Origin of the sequence: Bradyrhizobium sp. BLXBL-03, from assembly GCF_051853015.1 — a bacterium.
Lineage (GTDB): Bacteria > Pseudomonadota > Alphaproteobacteria > Rhizobiales > Xanthobacteraceae > Bradyrhizobium > Bradyrhizobium manausense.
In genome coordinates this window covers 1,643,496-1,659,174 of record NZ_CP182470.1, presented here as the reverse complement: position 1 = coordinate 1,659,174, position 15,679 = coordinate 1,643,496, and the positions used below count along the sequence as shown (strand labels likewise).

Annotated in this window: 13 protein-coding genes; 5 read left to right on the top strand and 8 right to left on the bottom strand. The window is 64.4% G+C overall.

Features of this window, described 5'->3' with window-relative positions:
- Positions 1-270: 270 nt before the first annotated feature.
- Positions 271-1,101 carry a L,D-transpeptidase gene (locus ACNJX9_RS07910; protein ID WP_439408365.1) on the bottom strand — a complete coding sequence of 277 codons (831 nt, stop codon included), beginning with the start codon at positions 1,099-1,101 and terminating at the stop codon, positions 271-273.
- 312 nt (positions 1,102-1,413) lie between these two features.
- Between ACNJX9_RS07910 and ACNJX9_RS07905 the strand changes: the two genes are divergently transcribed.
- Complete coding sequence (locus ACNJX9_RS07905) at positions 1,414-2,178, top strand: protein phosphatase CheZ (RefSeq protein WP_057741789.1); 765 nt, start codon at positions 1,414-1,416, stop codon at positions 2,176-2,178.
- Between the two features lie 163 nt (positions 2,179-2,341).
- Here ACNJX9_RS07905 and ACNJX9_RS07900 read toward each other — a convergent pair whose 3' ends face one another.
- Positions 2,342-2,860: a hypothetical protein gene (locus ACNJX9_RS07900; protein ID WP_057741793.1), complete on the bottom strand. Its 519-nt coding sequence runs from the start codon at positions 2,858-2,860 to the stop codon at positions 2,342-2,344.
- Positions 2,861-3,177: 317 nt separating this feature from the next.
- On the opposite strand from ACNJX9_RS07900, the gene ACNJX9_RS07895 reads away from it, so the two are divergent.
- From ACNJX9_RS07895 to ACNJX9_RS07885, 3 genes are all read left to right on the top strand, one after another.
- The gene (locus ACNJX9_RS07895; protein ID WP_014491914.1) at positions 3,178-3,474 is read left to right on the top strand and encodes a co-chaperone GroES; all 297 of its coding nucleotides are present in this window, start codon (positions 3,178-3,180) and stop codon (positions 3,472-3,474) included.
- Positions 3,475-3,699: 225 nt separating this feature from the next.
- The gene (gene groL / locus ACNJX9_RS07890) at positions 3,700-5,331 is read left to right on the top strand and encodes a chaperonin GroEL (protein WP_057741796.1); all 1,632 of its coding nucleotides are present in this window, start codon (positions 3,700-3,702) and stop codon (positions 5,329-5,331) included.
- A gap of 137 nt (positions 5,332-5,468) precedes the next feature.
- A complete protein-coding gene (locus tag ACNJX9_RS07885; RefSeq protein WP_439408364.1) occupies positions 5,469-6,674 on the top strand; it encodes a hypothetical protein in 1,206 nt (401 codons plus the stop codon).
- Between the two features lie 116 nt (positions 6,675-6,790).
- On the opposite strand, the gene ACNJX9_RS07880 is transcribed toward ACNJX9_RS07885, so the two are convergent.
- Positions 6,791-7,189 carry an META domain-containing protein gene (locus ACNJX9_RS07880; RefSeq protein WP_439408363.1) on the bottom strand — a complete coding sequence of 133 codons (399 nt, stop codon included), beginning with the start codon at positions 7,187-7,189 and terminating at the stop codon, positions 6,791-6,793.
- Between the two features lie 135 nt (positions 7,190-7,324).
- A complete protein-coding gene (locus tag ACNJX9_RS07875) occupies positions 7,325-8,989 on the bottom strand; it encodes an L-lactate permease (RefSeq protein ID WP_271600718.1) in 1,665 nt (554 codons plus the stop codon).
- A 313-nt stretch (positions 8,990-9,302) separates the two neighbouring features.
- On the opposite strand from ACNJX9_RS07875, the gene ACNJX9_RS07870 reads away from it, so the two are divergent.
- On the top strand, positions 9,303-11,066 hold the full coding sequence (locus ACNJX9_RS07870) for an ABC transporter ATP-binding protein/permease (RefSeq protein ID WP_439408362.1): 1,764 nt from the start codon (positions 9,303-9,305) through the stop codon (positions 11,064-11,066).
- A gap of 150 nt (positions 11,067-11,216) precedes the next feature.
- Here the strand turns inward: ACNJX9_RS07870 and ACNJX9_RS07865 are convergent, their stop codons facing one another.
- The 4 genes from ACNJX9_RS07865 to ACNJX9_RS07850 all read right to left on the bottom strand — a co-directional run bounded on the left by ACNJX9_RS07865 (position 11,217) and on the right by ACNJX9_RS07850 (position 15,636).
- The gene (locus tag ACNJX9_RS07865) at positions 11,217-12,221 is read right to left on the bottom strand and encodes a TorF family putative porin (RefSeq protein ID WP_439408361.1); all 1,005 of its coding nucleotides are present in this window, start codon (positions 12,219-12,221) and stop codon (positions 11,217-11,219) included.
- Between the two features lie 416 nt (positions 12,222-12,637).
- Positions 12,638-13,012, bottom strand: coding sequence for a histone (locus tag ACNJX9_RS07860; protein ID WP_439408360.1), 375 nt, complete (start codon positions 13,010-13,012; stop codon positions 12,638-12,640).
- 69 nt (positions 13,013-13,081) lie between these two features.
- Complete coding sequence (gene glcF / locus ACNJX9_RS07855; RefSeq protein WP_439408359.1) at positions 13,082-14,404, bottom strand: glycolate oxidase subunit GlcF; 1,323 nt, start codon at positions 14,402-14,404, stop codon at positions 13,082-13,084.
- Positions 14,401-15,636: an FAD-binding protein gene (locus ACNJX9_RS07850; protein ID WP_057741822.1), complete on the bottom strand. Its 1,236-nt coding sequence runs from the start codon at positions 15,634-15,636 to the stop codon at positions 14,401-14,403. The genes glcF and ACNJX9_RS07850 overlap by 4 nt, the downstream gene beginning before the upstream one ends.
- Positions 15,637-15,679 lie beyond the last annotated feature (43 nt).

Below are 15,679 nucleotides of genomic sequence, written 5' to 3'. Positions count from 1 at the left end.
TCTCATCACCGAATTGCACGAGTTGGAGGGACTGCACGAGCGCCTCAGGAAGGCAGAGCTGTCGCTGCGGCGGCGGCTGAACCTCTCGGCTCGCGCACCGCATTCGGCTTCATCGACTCCTCGTCGCCGGTCCGCTGTCCCTCGTCTCGTGTCGAGGCACCGGATATAGACCATTCAGGCAGGCGTCCGGCGGCGGCAGTGTCCGCTTCGCTGCCGCATTTCGCGCCGACGCGGCACGCGGATTGATCGCCCCATCGAGCGCATGACGCTTCACATCACCACGACCTTGGTGCCGACATTGACGCGGCCATAGAGGTCGATGACGTCCTCGTTGCGCATGCGGATGCAGCCGGAGGAGACGTTGGTGCCGATGGTCCAGGGTTCGTTGGAGCCGTGGATGCGATAGAGCGTGGAGCCGAGATACATCGCGCGGGCGCCGAGCGGATTTTCCGGGCCGCCTTCCATGTGCCTGGGCAGATCCGGACGGCGGGCGAGCATTTCCGCCGGCGGCGTCCAGTCCGGCCATTCGCGCTTGGCGGTGATCGATTTCACGCCGGTCCAGGTGAAGCCCTCGCGTCCGACGCCGATGCCGTAGCGCAGCGCCCGGCCGTTGCCCTCGACGAGGTAAAGGAACTTGTTGTTGGAATCGACCACGATGGTGCCGGCGCTTTCCTTGCCGCTATAGTCGACCAGCTGTTTCTCGAATTTCGGATCGAACGGACGCTGCCGCGGATCGATCGCTTCCTGCTGGTAGCTTGCGCCTTGCTGATAACCGCCTTGTTGATATCCGCCTTGCATCTGCGGCTCGCCGACCGGCGGCAGGCGACGCGGATCATTGTAGGCGGGCTGCTGTTGATAGATCGGCTGCTCCGGCGCATAGGCCGGCCCGCGGCCGGGCCCGTCGCCGAACAGGAACTCGATGAAGCCGCCGCCCATATTGGCGTTGGAGGCGACGCGCACCGGCGCCGGGGCGACACGCGGCCGGTAGAGCACCGCGGGCGGATCGTTCGGCGCGCTATTGTCGAAAGCGCTGGCGCTGGTAGCGCCGACAATGAAGGCGCATGCGCTGCCGAGCAGCGCGACAGACATTTTCTTGAACATCGACGTACTCTGTACTGTTTCGTCTAGTTGCATTCGCCGCCGAACGCGCTGGCTGATCGCGTCCTCGACGTGGTCAATAAAGAGCAAACTCGGTTTCGTTTGGTAAACAGAACAGGCGTTTCGATTCACCACGTCGCGAGCAACGCTGCAATTTCCCGATCAGCGTTTATTTTCGATGAAAGGCAAAGCCTCATGGTTAATCGCGCGTTTGCGTGCCGTCGCGCGCGGCTGCACAACAGTTCCGGACGTGAACCTCGTGTTAAATCGCTTCTGTCTACAAAGACGCGTGAGTGAGGTGGGGGGAGTATCCTGATGGCTGTTCACCGCAAGCGTTTTCGTGTCGAGGATATCGCCGGTGGCGAGATGCCGATTCTGGACATGACTGAAGAGGCAGGCCCGATGCATAGCGAAATCATGGCGGAGTTGCGCGCGATCCGCGCCCAGATGGCGCGAGGCGGCCACGCCGCGCAGCCGCAGAGCGACACCGTCGTGGCGCACGAAGTTGCCGAAACGCGCGCGCTGCTGGAGACCTACCGCGCCCAGATCGAGCAGTGCGAAAAGCTGAAAGTCGAGCTCGACCTCATCCACGATGCCATCGACCGCACCAAGCGCGAGATCGCGACCTTGCACGGCAAGAGCTTCGACGGCGGCGAGATGGCCAAGGTCAACGGCGAACTCGGCGCGGTGGTCGGCGGCACCGAACAGGCGACCCAGCAGATCCTCGAAGCCGCGGAGTCGATCGACCAGGCGGCGAGCGCGATGTCCAAGGTGGACTCGATCGATCAGCAGAAGCGGCTCGCCGACGACATCCAGGAACGCGTCATCTCGATCTTCGAGGCCTGCAACTTCCAGGATCTGACCGGCCAGCGCATCAGCAAGGTCATGAGCACGATGAAGTTCATCGAGCAGCACATCAACGCGATGATGGAGATCTGGGGTGGCGTCGACGCCATCAAGTCCCACGTGCCGGTCCATGTCGACAACCGCAGCGAAGACGAAAAGCTGCTCAACGGCCCGAAACTCGCCGGCGACGTCGGCCACGCCTCGCAGGACGACATCGACGCGCTGTTCGACTGAGCGCGACGCGACAGAGAGAAAACAAAACGCCGGCCCGAGGGCCGGCGTTTTTTGTTGTCTTCATTTCCCTCAAACTGTCATTCCGGGGCACGCGAGGCGTGAACCCGGAATCTCGAGATTCCGGGTTCGGTCCTGCGGACCGCCCCGGAATGACGGAGAGAAATTACGCCCGCGGCGCGCAGCGGACGTAGACCATGTTGCCGTAGCGCGTGGCGGCGTCCTTGTCGACGAAGCGGGTGATCATGACGCGGCCGTCGAAGGAGACGATCTCGCGGTCCTGCTCGCCCGGCGTCGGGCCGGATGGGCCGATATAGTTCTTGCCGCTCGGCGAGCCCTTCAGCCGCAGTTCCTGCGGCGTGGCCTGGTCGGCCAGATGCATGATCACCCCGCCGGAGGAGCCGGCGCCGATGACGTAGGGGTTCTTGCACTGGGCCCGCGCGGCCGCCTCGGTGCGGGCGCGGTCGGCCGGGTTCTGGAACGAGGCAAGGCCCCAGCGGCCGACGATCTCGTCGGCGCGGATCGAGGCCGGCATTTCCGGCGCGACGCCGGGCTCGGCCTCGGGCGCCGGCTGGGACGAGAAGGACGGCAGGCTCATGCCGCCGCCGCAGGCCCCCAGCAGCAGCGCCAGGCCAGAGGCCGCCGCCAGATTGGCAAACGTGCGCGCGTGAGCTGAACTGATCATGGCATTCCCCCGAACAAGACCATGGCCGCATCCCTCCCGCAGCCAAGCGCAAAACCGCAGCCAGGGCAATGACGTCCTAAGATACGCCTCTGCCCCGAACGAGCTTCCAGTGCCACCATCCTATATCCGCCTCACCAATCGCTTAACCACCTTTGCTTGACAGGATCACAGCCAAGCCATATCCCCTGCGCCCTATTAGCACTCGGAAAGACCGATTGCTAAGCGCGCCGCTCGCCCTCGGCAAGAGGGAGAACGGCAGCGCCGCCCCCACTCACTTCCGCTGCTTATCGAAAAGCGAGCCTCCAAAGGGAAACGTCATGGCTAAGTCCAAATTTCGTCCGCTGCATGACCGTGTCGTGGTCAAACGTATCGACGCCGAGGAAAAGACCAAGGGCGGCATCATTATCCCCGACACCGCCAAGGAAAAGCCGTCCCAGGGCGAAGTCGTCGCCGTCGGGCCCGGCGGCCGGGACGAGGCGGGCAAGCTGATCCCGATCGACCTCAAGGTCGGCGACCGCGTGCTGTTCGGCAAGTGGTCGGGCACCGAGGTCAAGATCGACAACGAAGAGCTGCTGATCATGAAGGAGTCGGACATCATGGGCGTGATGGCCTAGAGCCATCCGTCTGAACGGCCGCTGAATATCTCATCGTCATGTCCGGGCAGAAGCGCGAAGCGCGTCTTCGCGCTAGATGATCCGGGCATCCATCCTTCTTCGCAGTGAGATGGATTGCCGGGCCTACGCCACGCCGAAGCGGCTTCGGCCGCGCAGGCGGGTCAAGCCGGGCAATGACGAACGGAGAGCGACAGACACATCACGGATTAAGAAGGATTGCAGACAATGGCTGCCAAGGACGTCAAGTTTTCCGGAGACGCGCGCGATCGCATGCTGCGCGGCGTCGACATTCTCGCCAACGCCGTCAAGGTGACGCTCGGCCCGAAGGGCCGCAACGTCGTCATCGAGAAGAGCTTCGGTGCGCCCCGCATCACCAAGGACGGCGTCACCGTCGCCAAGGAGATCGAACTCGAGGACAAGTTCGAGAACATGGGCGCCCAGATGGTGCGAGAGGTCGCCTCCAAGACCAACGACCTCGCCGGCGACGGCACCACCACCGCGACCGTGCTGGCCCAGGCCATCGTGCGCGAAGGCGCCAAGGCGGTTGCCGCCGGCATGAATCCGATGGACCTCAAGCGCGGCATCGACACCGCGGTCCATGCCGTCGTCAAGGACATCGAGAAGCGCGCCAAGCCCGTCGCCGCCTCCTCCGAGGTCGCCCAGGTCGGCACCATCTCGGCCAACGGCGATTCGGCCATCGGCAAGATGATCGCGCAGGCGATGCAGAAGGTCGGCAACGAGGGCGTCATCACCGTCGAGGAAAACAAGTCGCTCGACACCGAAGTCGACATCGTCGAGGGCATGAAGTTCGATCGCGGCTATCTCAGCCCGTACTTCGTCACCAACCCCGAGAAGATGACCGCCGAGCTCGAGGACGCCTACATCCTCCTGCACGAGAAGAAGCTCTCCGGCCTGCAGGCCATGCTGCCGGTGCTCGAAGCCGTGGTGCAGTCGGGCAAGCCGCTCGTCATCATCGCCGAGGACGTCGAGGGCGAGGCGCTGGCGACCCTGGTCGTCAACCGCCTGCGTGGCGGCCTCAAGGTCGCCGCCGTCAAGGCGCCCGGCTTCGGTGACCGCCGCAAGGCCATGCTGGAAGACCTCGCCATCCTCACCGGTGGCCAGCTGATCTCCGAGGACCTCGGCATGAAGCTCGAGAACGTCACGGTGAAGATGCTCGGCCGCGCCGGCAAGGTCGTGATCGACAAGGAGAACACCACGATCGTCAAGGGCGCCGGCAAGAAGCCGGACATCGAGGCCCGCGTCGGCCAGATCAAGGCCCAGATCGAGGAGACCACCTCGGACTACGACCGTGAGAAGCTGCAGGAGCGCCTGGCCAAGCTCGCCGGCGGCGTCGCGGTGATCCGCGTCGGCGGCGCCACCGAGATCGAGGTCAAGGAGAAGAAGGACCGCGTCGAGGACGCGCTCAACGCCACCCGCGCCGCGGTGCAGGAAGGCATCGTCCCCGGCGGCGGCGTGACCTTGCTGCGCGCCAAGAAGGCGGTCGGCCGTCTCACCAACGCCAATGCCGACGTGCAGGCCGGCATCAATATCGTGCTGAAGGCGCTGGAAGCTCCGATCCGCCAGATCTCGGAGAATGCCGGCGTCGAGGGCTCGATCGTGGTCGGCAAGATCCTGGAGAACAAATCCGAGACCTTCGGCTTCGACGCCCAGACCGAGGACTATGTCGACATGATCGAGAAAGGCATCATCGATCCCGCCAAGGTGGTGCGCACCGCCTTGCAGGACGCCTCCTCCGTGGCCGGCCTGCTGGTGACCACCGAAGCCATGGTCGCCGAGACGCCGAAGAAGGAAGCCGCGCCCGCCATGCCGGCCGGCGGCGGCATGGGCGGTTTCTAAAGCCCATCCTTCCCGCGGACACGATTGCGAAGGCCGCCTCCGGGCGGCCTTCTTTTTTGCCCACACTGGCCTGCGCTTCAACCGGCTGACAAAACCCATTACGGTGGCGCGCCGATTCTGATTTGAGGATTTCGTCAATGCGCGCGCTTTTTCCGACGGCTCTGTTGGCGAGCCTGCTCGTCATGTCTCCGGGACTCGTATCAGCCCAGATGAAGCTGTCGCCGAAGGCCGCGGCGCCCGGCGGCACCGAGACGCGCTATTTCACCTCGATCGACGGGCTGATGGACGGCAACGCCGACGTCATCCTGAAGGAGACGCGGCAGGGCAAGACGGTCACCGCGGCCGTGCTCGACGTTTGCTATCCCGTGGCGAAAAATTCCGATCGCAAGGACCGCTTCGTCGTCAATCTCCAGGTCTCCGGCCAGACCTTGACCGGCACGACCACGAGCCTCGGCGCCAAGGCGCCCGTCACGGTCAAGCTCACGCGCAAGCCCACCGGCGACACCTTTGAGTTCCGCGGCCAGATCGGCATCGGCCAGGCCGTGACCGAAGTGACCTCGCCGGACAATTCCGATCTCAGCGAGAAGGAGTTTCTGGACAACCAGACCACCGACGACGGCATTACGCCCCAGCCGAAGGACTTTACCGAAGTCTCGCCGGAGGCAATCGCGGTCAAGGTCAAGCTCGATGCCGCGACCGACTTCCTGAAGAGCCTCAAGGGCCAGGATGTCGAGGTGACGCTGGCAAGCCTGACGGTCGGCTGTGACGCGCTGCGCGCCGGCGAGCAGACCATCAACATGTCGGCCGATCCGGAGCGTGCGGCCGCGCTGCTGGCAAAATTCAAGACGATGCCGGGCGTCACCGCCGCCGGCTGGACCGCGGGACTGGTGGAAATGGATCGCACCATCCGCATTGGCGCCGCCGACTGGCGCGACGGCGACAAGATCAACCGCGACAAGCTCGCAGGCGCAATCGCCGGCGTGCTGAGCAAGACGCTTGCGGCCAAGCCGGTCTCGCAGAGCTTCAACGCCGCCACCGGCAAGCTCAAGCTGGTGTTCAAGCGGCCGAATCAGGACTTCCCGACGCTCGAGCTCACCGACACGATCGAGGTCTCAACCCTTGTCTCCGCCGACAAGCCGGGGACATCGGACAAGCTGATCGTCTGGATCGGCAGCCCCTCGACCACGACATCAGACGAAAGCAGCGGCGCCAAGCTCAACCTCTCGGATGAAGCGACGGCCGATGAGGAAGGCGACCAGCCCGACGACAACGGCTCGATCGAAGCGCTCGCCAAGGAGCTGAAAGGCCAGCGCTGGGACGCAGACAAGTCGGTGTGGAAGTGACGAAGTCATTCCGGGGCGACGCGCTAGCGTCGAACCCGGAATCCATCACGCCACCTGTTCCGTTGATCAATGCATTCCGGGGTTCGCGCTTCGCGCGCCCTAAAATGACGTAACGGTCAATTCCCGTTCTCGCGAAACCGCAGCGTCTTCGGGCCGATCAGCGTGAGCATGTCGCCCTGACGTTTCCAGGTTTCGACCGCGGCGAGCGCGGCGATGAGTTCGTCATCGGCCTGAACCTTGGCCGGCGGACAGGAACGATCCTGGATCTGGCCGGGGACGAAGATCACGGTGTTGCCGGCCACCGAGAACTGACCCTTGCCGCCCTTGCACCAGAGCTCGAGCACGACCTCGCCATTGTCGCCGATCTCGATGTTCGGAATCCGCTTCGAGCCGGGCTGCGGCACGGCCTCCAGCGTCATCTCGGCGCCGAAGGGAAAGCCCTCTTCCGAATGTGCGCCGACGGACATCACAAGCAACGCAGCCGCACCACACATTATCCGCTTCAACAACACCATAAGACCTCTCGACCACGCCGATTTGCCGGTCTTCTATAAGACGGCAAAGCCCTTGAGAAGGTTCGTCGGCGCTCGACGCAAAAATCCCCGCGGGACGATCCCGCGGGGATTTTGCCTCGAAGCGGGGCCTCGCTGCTACTTCAGGACGAGCTCCGTGAACGGATAGACATAGGCTTGCAGGGTCACGAACACGCCGACGAGGCAGGCCAGCACGATCGAGTGCCAGAACACGAAGCGCAGGATGGTGCCTTCGTGGCCGTACCAGTTGGTTGCGGTGGAGGCGACGACGATCGATTGCGCGTCGATCATCTTGCCCATCACGCCGCCGGACGAGTTCGCCGCCGCCATCAGGATCGGCGAGAGGCCGAGCTGCTGCGAGGTGATCTTCTGGAGGTTGCCGAACAGGATGTTCGACGACGTATCCGATCCCGTCAGCGCCACGCCCAACCAGCCGAGCAGCGTGCCGAAGAAGGGATAGAGCACGCCGGTCGCGGCAAAGGCGAGACCCAGCGTCGCGTCGACGCCGGACAGCCGCGTCAAGGTGCCGATCGCGAGCATCGCCGAGATCGTGATCAACGAGATCGCGCACAGCCTGATGGTGCGTCCGTATTCGACCAGCAGCCTGACAGGACCGACACCCATCAGGATGCCGGAGATGATCGCCGCGATCAACATGCCGGTGCCGGTGAAGGACAGGTAGGTGAAGCCGAACACCGCCGCTTCCTTGGTCGGCGCAGGCGCGACCGGCGGCATCTTGTTGATCATCTGGTGCAGCTCGGGAACCGGATAATTCCAGACGAAGATCCCGTTCGCCCAGGTCTTGAAGGCTCCGTTGCCCCAGATCAGCATCACGACGCAGACGATGATCCACGGCAGCAGTGCGCTGAACAGCTCGCTCTCGGTGAGCGGCGTCTTGTCGAGCGGCTTGGCCGTCGCCATCGTCGCGGCCGATTCATCATGTCCGCGCAGTGCCGGCGACAGCCAGAGCTGCTTCGGTCGCCAGACCCTCAGGAACAGAATCAGCGCGCCCATCGAGATCAGCGAGGCGCCGATGTCGACGATCCAGGGATTGACGAAGTTCGAGATCACGAATTGCGGGACCGCGAACGAGACGCCGGTGACGAGGATCGCCGGCCAGACGTCCTTCATGCCTCTCCAGCCCGCGAACGCCCACACCACCCAGAACGGCACGATCAGCGAGAACAGCGGCAATTGCCGTCCGACCATCGCGCCGAGGATGTAGGGGTCAAGCCCGGTGACCGAGGCGAGGCCCTGGATCGGGGTGCCCAGCGCGCCGAAGGCGACTGGCGCGGTGTTGGCGATCAGCGAGAGGCCGGAGGCCGCAAGTGGCGAGAAGCCGAGGCCGATCAGCACGGCGCCGGTGATTGCCACCGGCGTACCGAAGCCCGAGGCGCCCTCGAAGAACGCGCCAAACGAAAATGCGATCAGCAGCAATTGCAGCCGCCGGTCCTCGGTGACGCCGCCGACCGCGCGCTTGAGCAGCTCGAAGCGACCGGTGGTCACCGTCACCTGGTAGAGGAAGATGACGTTGAGAACGATCCAGCCGATCGGGAAGAAGCCGGTCACGATGCCGAGGATCGAGGCGCGGATCGACATGTTCGCCGGCATGGTGAACACGAAGATCGTGATCAGGTTGGTCACGATCACGGCGATGATGGCCGCGATGTGAGCCTGAACGCGCCCGCTCGCGATCAGCACCAGCAGCGTGACGACGGGTACCGCCGCCGCGATCGTCGACAGCACGGGACTGTGCAACGGATCATAGATTTGATTCCACATGGTCTTCCTCCCCCACGCATGTGTACGGCAGGTGACCCGCGTGGGCGGCCGGACCTGCTTGACGCTGGAAGCGATAACCCCCGAGTTGGACGCGAATTCCTCGGATCAGCAGCGGTTCCCGCCTGCTCACAAGGTCGCGAAAATCTGGAGGCCCCCACCCCACGCCGTTATGCCCATGCTAGGGTTGCAAGCTGCGGCTCGCCAACGCAAATTGCAGGCCTTGCGACTTTAGTCTAAGTGCGCCGCTTTTCCGCTACGGCCGAGCCGCTTGGCTTCGGGGCCGCTGTGAATATCCCTCAGGAGATCTCGCTCTGTGAACAACATCCGCGCCACGCTCGCGATCGTCTGGCGAATCGCCATCCCCTATTTCCGATCGGAGGACAAATGGGCCGGTCGCGGCCTGCTTGCGGCAGTCGTCGCCATGGAGCTGGCACTCGTCGCCATCGACGTGCTGGTGAACCAGTGGCAGAACCGGTTCTACAGTGCGCTCCAGGCCAGCGACTGGGATGCCTTCATCACGCAGATCTGGATCTTCGTCGGCCTCGCCTCGGTCTATATCGCGCTCGCCGTCTACAAGCTCTATCTGAACCAATGGCTGCAGATCCGCTGGCGGCAATGGCTGACCCGGCATTATCTCGGCGAATGGCTGAGCGGCGCCACGCACTATCGCATGCAGCTCAAGGGCGATGCCGCCGACAACCCCGACCAGCGCATCACCGAAGACGTCAAGAACTTCGTCGAGCAAACCCTGACCATCGGCCTCGGCCTGCTCTCATCGATCGTGACGCTGTTCTCCTTCGTCATCATCCTCTGGGGTCTCTCCAACGCCGCGCCGCTGCATTTGTTCGGCAGCGACTACATGATCCCAGGCTATCTGTGCTGGGGTGCCTTGATCTACGCGATCTTCGGCACCGCCCTGACGCACTGGATCGGCGCACCGCTGGTCAACCTCAATTTCGAGCAGCAGCGCTTCGAGGCTGACTTCCGCTTCAATCTCGTTCGCGTCCGCGAAAACTCCGAGCAGATCGCACTGCTGAAGGGCGAAGGCGCCGAGCGCGGTCGCCTGCTGGACCGCTTCGGCTTCGTGATCGGCAATTGGTACGCGATCATGAGCCGCACCAAGCGCCTCACGATGTTCACGGCGAGCTATCAACAGGCCGCCGTGATCTTTCCCTACGTGCTGGTCGCACCGGCCTTCTTTGCCAAGAAGATCCAGCTCGGCGACATGATGCAGACGGCATCGGCGTTTTCGAGCGTGCAAGGTGCCCTGTCGTTCTTCGTCACGGCCTATCGGTCGCTGGCGGAATGGCGTTCGATCGTCGCCCGTCTCGACGGCTTCGAGATGTCGGTCAATTCGGCAGCGAACCTGCCGGCGCATGAGGCCACGATCGAACTCAGGGCGGCCGGCGGCAGCCGCAATATCGGCCTCGAGAAGCTCTGCGTGTATCTTCCCAACGGCACGCCGCTGGTCGCAGCCGACGGCTTCGCGATCCAGACGCCGGAGCGCGTGCTTGTGACCGGGCCGTCGGGCGCCGGCAAGTCGACGCTGTTCCGGGCGATTGCCGGCATCTGGCCGTTCGGCACCGGCAGCATCGTCATCCCCGCCAAGGCGAAGCTGATGATGCTGCCGCAGCGCCCCTATTTCCCGGTCGGCGCGCTCGGCGATGCCGTGATCTATCCGGCCGCGCCCGGCGCGTTCCAGGCAGCCCAGATCCGCGATGCGGTGGTATCGGTCGGCCTGCCCGACCTCGCCGATCGGCTCGGCGAAGACGGGCACTGGAACCGGATGCTGTCGCTCGGCGAGCAGCAGCGGCTGGGGCTCGCCCGCGCGCTGCTGCATGCGCCGGACTATCTGTTCCTGGACGAGGCCACCGCCTCGCTCGACGAACCGTCGGAGGCCCGCCTCTACCGGCTGCTGGCGGAGAAGCTGCCGCAGGCCACCATCGTCTCGATCGGCCATCGCTCGACGCTCGATGCCTTCCACACCCGCAAGGTGGCGATGGTGAAGGACGGCCCGATCCACGTGCTGGGCAAGGACGGTGCCCCCGCCGAACCGGAGCCGAGCACGGCGCGCTGAGGGCGCGAGCCCGAGCTCAGCTGCGCTCGCAATGACGGAGCTTGCAGCAACCCGCCCGCTCGCCTTCTGCACTGTGAATTTCAGCCTCCCCAAAGCAAAAGGGCGGCAGATTGCTCTGCCGCCCCTTGTTAGTCAGTCTCGGGATAAAGCTTACTTCAGATTGGTCATCGCCGTCAGGTCGAAGGACAGCTTGGCGATACCCGCCGACCCGCACCAGTTGGAGCCAGCGCCGCCCGGGTTGATCGGGGTGACGTTGGTGGTGCCGGTGGCGTTGAAGGCGCTGGTGAAGGCGTTGCAATCACCCTTGTTCAGGTCGGTGCCGGAGTAACGCAGGTCCAGCGTGAACACCTTGTAGGTGAAGCCGACGCCGACGTTCCAGGTGTTGTAGTCCTTGTAGGGGATACCGTTGGCGAAGACGGTGAGCGGACCGGTGCCGTAGAAGGCATCCGAGGTGCCGAACCACTGACGGCCGAACTCACCCGACACATACATGCCGACGCCCGAGGCGCCGAACACCGTGCTCGGCGCGGTCCACTTCGCGGTCAACGACGCGTAGTTGCCCCAGGCACCCGAGTTCAGGAAGTTCGGCGAGTAGTACTCGTTCACGCCGACGGCCCAGTTGTCGTTGATGGTGTAGTTCATCTTGCCGTAGACTTCGAAGAAGCTGACGTCCTTCTTCATGACGTTGCCGTCGGCAAGGAAGATGGTCGTGGTGCTGACGGGACAAACGTTGCCGCCGGGAATGCCGCCGGGAGCGACGTTGTCGGCGCAGCTTCCACCGGGATACAGATAGCCCCAGATGCCGACATCGAAGGCGAAGGCGCCGAAGGTCGGGCGGATACCGCCATAGACGTCGACTTCAGCCGCAGCGCGGTTGGCGAAGGAGATGCTCTCGGCCGACACGCCAGCGTACAGCTGCAGGTCCTTGGTGACGTTGTAGCGCGGCTCGAAATAGGCGGCGACCGAAGGCTGGTGGTTGGACTGGGTCACGCCACGGAAGATGTAGTCGCTCATGATCGCGCCGCCGAAGGCGATATCCCAGGGATCGAACGCAGGCGCCGGAGGAGCCTTCAGGGCCTTCACAGGCATGTCCGCCGCGAAAGCCGACCCGGTCACCATTGCCAGCGCCGTTGCCAACAAAGTCACTTTCTTCATTTCGATCCCCATCACCAAGTTCTAAACCCCGGTCGAGCTCCGGAAGCCCCCCGGGGCACCCGACCTGATTGCAAATTTCATAACGGGGGCAATCTGGATGGTGGAACGCAAAGCGAGAAGCAAAAAACACAAGCATCTGCCGACTTTTTAGGCGTTCTGGCGATTCCACGAAAGGTTGTCCGCCGGTGTTGCTTCTCGATCACATTATTTTCACGCCAAAGTGCACAGCGGTGGCCGGACTACTACGGAGGCCCCGGCTCCGTGGCCCGCACGCCACGAATCAGGTGACTCAAAAACGGGCAACCTCCGGCAGCCTCTGACGGTGGCGGCAAAAAAGGCCGCAGCGTCGCCGCTGCGGCCTTCCTGCTGTCGACCCGTCACCCGAGGCGCCTGGTCCGGTGGGCCTGGCCTTCGGCCTAACCCTGCCCTTCGGCCGGCGTTGATTCCGCAGAAGACGAAGGCATCGCCCAGCTTGTCTCAGCGGCAGGCTCGGGGGCCGGCGCGGCTACCGGGGCCGCCGGCTTCGGCGCGGGAGCTGCCTTCGCCTTCTTCGGTGCCGCTTTCGTTGCGGTCGTCTTGGCGGCCTTCTTCGGCGCCGCCTTCTTGGCAGCGGCCTTCTTCGCTGTCTTCTTCGGTGCTGCCTTCTTGGCCGATTTCTTCGCGGCCTTCTTGGCAGACTTCTTGGCCGCCTTCTTCTTCGTCGCCTTCTTCGCCGCTACAACCTTCTTGGCCTTCTTGGCCTTTTTGGCCTTCTTGGCCTTCTTGCTTTTCTTCTTGCTCGCTTTCGCCATCGTGGTCCTCCTGTTGCCGCCGAACACTGGTCGATCGGGCGCCTTCAGCCGTCACCTCGGGACGAAGGTTCAGCTCGACGCATTCAATGCCGGCCGCGCCCCGCCCGTAGCCCAATCGAGAAGCTCAATCGTGTGTACGACCGGAACTGACGTGCCACCGGCAATCTGCACCATGCAGCCGATATTGCCCGCGGCAATCATGTCCGGCTTGACGCTTGCGATGTTGGCGACCTTGCGATCGCGCAACCTGCCCGCAAGCTCGGGCTGGAGAATGTTGTAGGTCCCCGCCGAGCCGCAACACAAATGGCTCTCCGGCACATCTTTCACCACGAATCCATTCTTGGAAAGCAATTCTTTCGGAAGCCCCGTGATTTTCTGCCCGTGCTGCAACGAACATGCGGAGTGATAGGCGACGACGATGTTGTCGCGTTGCGTGCTCGGCGCGAGGCTGAGACCGGCGACATATTCGGTGATGTCTTTCGCAAGCGCGGACACCTTTGCCGCATCCGCTGCGAACACGGCGTCCTCGCGCAGCAGATAGCCATAGTCCTTGATGACGGTGCCGCAGCCGGACGTCGTCACCAGGATGGCATCGAGGCCCTCGCCCGCGGCCTCCCTGTGCCACGCCGCGACATTGGCGCGGGCGCGCGCCAGCGCATCCTCGTCGTCTCCGAGGTGATGGGTGAGCGCGCCGCAGCATTGCTCGTCCTTGACCAGGACGACCTCGATGCCATGGCGGGTGAGAAGGCTGATGGCAGCCTGGTTGATGCGCGGCGCCAGCACCTGCTGGGCACAGCCCTGGAGCAGCGCGACCCGGCCGCGCTTCTTGCCGAGCGCCGCGAACACGCTGCCAGGAGGAGCACCCGGCGCCGGCAGCCGGCCGGGAGCCAACGCCAGCATCGCCTTGAGACGCTGGACCAGGCCTGGCGTGGCCGAAGGCCGCGGGGTCGGCAGGAATACGGCAAGAGGCCGGGCCAGCTGTGCCAGCCGCATGCTGATGCGAAACCATCGCGGGTCCGGCAGGACGAAGGCCAGCAGGCGGCGCAACAGCCGCTCGGCGAGCGGGCGCTGATAGCGCTGCTCGATCCGCACCCGGGCCTGGTCGACGAGATGCATGTAGTTCACCCCGGACGGGCAGGTCGTCATACAAGCCAGGCACGACAGACAGCGATCGACATGCTTGACCACCTCTGGCGTCGGCGCCTGGTCCTTCTCAAGCATCTCCTTGATCAGATAGATGCGGCCGCGCGGGCTATCGAGTTCGTCGCCAAGCAGGACGTAGGTCGGACAGGTCGCGGTGCAGAAGCCGCAATGGACGCAGGCGCGCAGGATCTTGTCGGCTTCCGCGATGTCGGGGTCAGCAAGCTGGACGAGTGAGAATTCGGTCTTCATGCCGTAGCCCGCCTTAGGCGTCCCCGGTTCAGAATCGACTTCGGATCGAAGCTGGCGCGGACCCGTTCGCTCAACGCGGCGACGCCGGGCGCCTGCGGATGGAACACGTCGACGCTGCGCCTGACGTCCTCAACCGCCCGGATCAGCGTGGCATGCCCGCCGACTGCATCAACACGCTGGCGCACGGAGGGGGCATGCGCGTCGGCCTTTGGCGGCAGCGCCGCCCAGATCAGCCCGCCGCCCCAGTCATAGATCACATCGCCTCCGGTCTCGCGCGCCAATTGCGTGCCGAGCAGCGCCCCCGAGGCCGGCGGGCAGACGATCCGCCACACCGGCCAGGCGCCGAGCGCGCCGCTGGCAGCAAACGGCAGCACATCGCGGATGGCGGCCCATAGCACTGACGAGGCGGCATCCTCGATCAGGGTCGCCGCGCCGAAGGGCGCCAGCAGTTCGCGCAACGATCCGGCCCGGTGAGTGGCGGAGGCCGTGATGCCCTCGAGCCGCAGCGCGGTCACCGCCTCGCCCTGGCCGGCAATATCGCCGAGCTCGTCAGTCCTGGTCCGCAGCGCCGATTTCGGCAGATGCGCGGCACCGGAGACGTCGTAGGGGGAGCCGAGGGCCACGGTCATCGCCTTGTTCGCGGCAGCATCGTCGAGGCCGCGGAGCAGCAGCGTCCGCTCCGCTTCCGGCTTCGGCATCACCTTCAGCGTCACTTCGGTCATGACGGACAGCGTGCCCCAGGAGCCCGCGAGGAGCTTGCAGAGGTCATAGCCGGTGACGTTTTTCACCACCCTGCCGCCGGTTTTAAAACTGTCGCCGAAGCCGGAGACGGCATGCGCCCCGAGGAGATGATCGCGCGCCCCGCCCGCCTTGATCCGGCGTGGGCCCGCAAGCCCTGCCGCGATCATGCCGCCGATGGTTCCTGAGACGGGGGTGCCGAGCAGCGGCGCGGTGTTGACAGGCTCAAAAGCGAATTGCTGGTTCTTGGCGTCGATCAGCGACAGCACGTCCGCCAGCGGCGCACCGGCCTGGAGTGTGACGATCAATTCGTTCGGCTCGTAGGATGTGACCGCATTCAGCGCGGAGACGTCGAGCACGGCATTGGTCGCCATCGCGTGCCCGATGCTGCGCTTACCGCCATGGCCGACAATCTCGAGCGGCTGCTCGTTGGCAATTGCCGCGCGCACCACCTCTTCGACGTCTTTGGCGTCTCTGACCTTGAGCGTATCCACGGGAGAAGGCGGTATCCAAGTTTAGAGCGGAAAGCAAATCTTG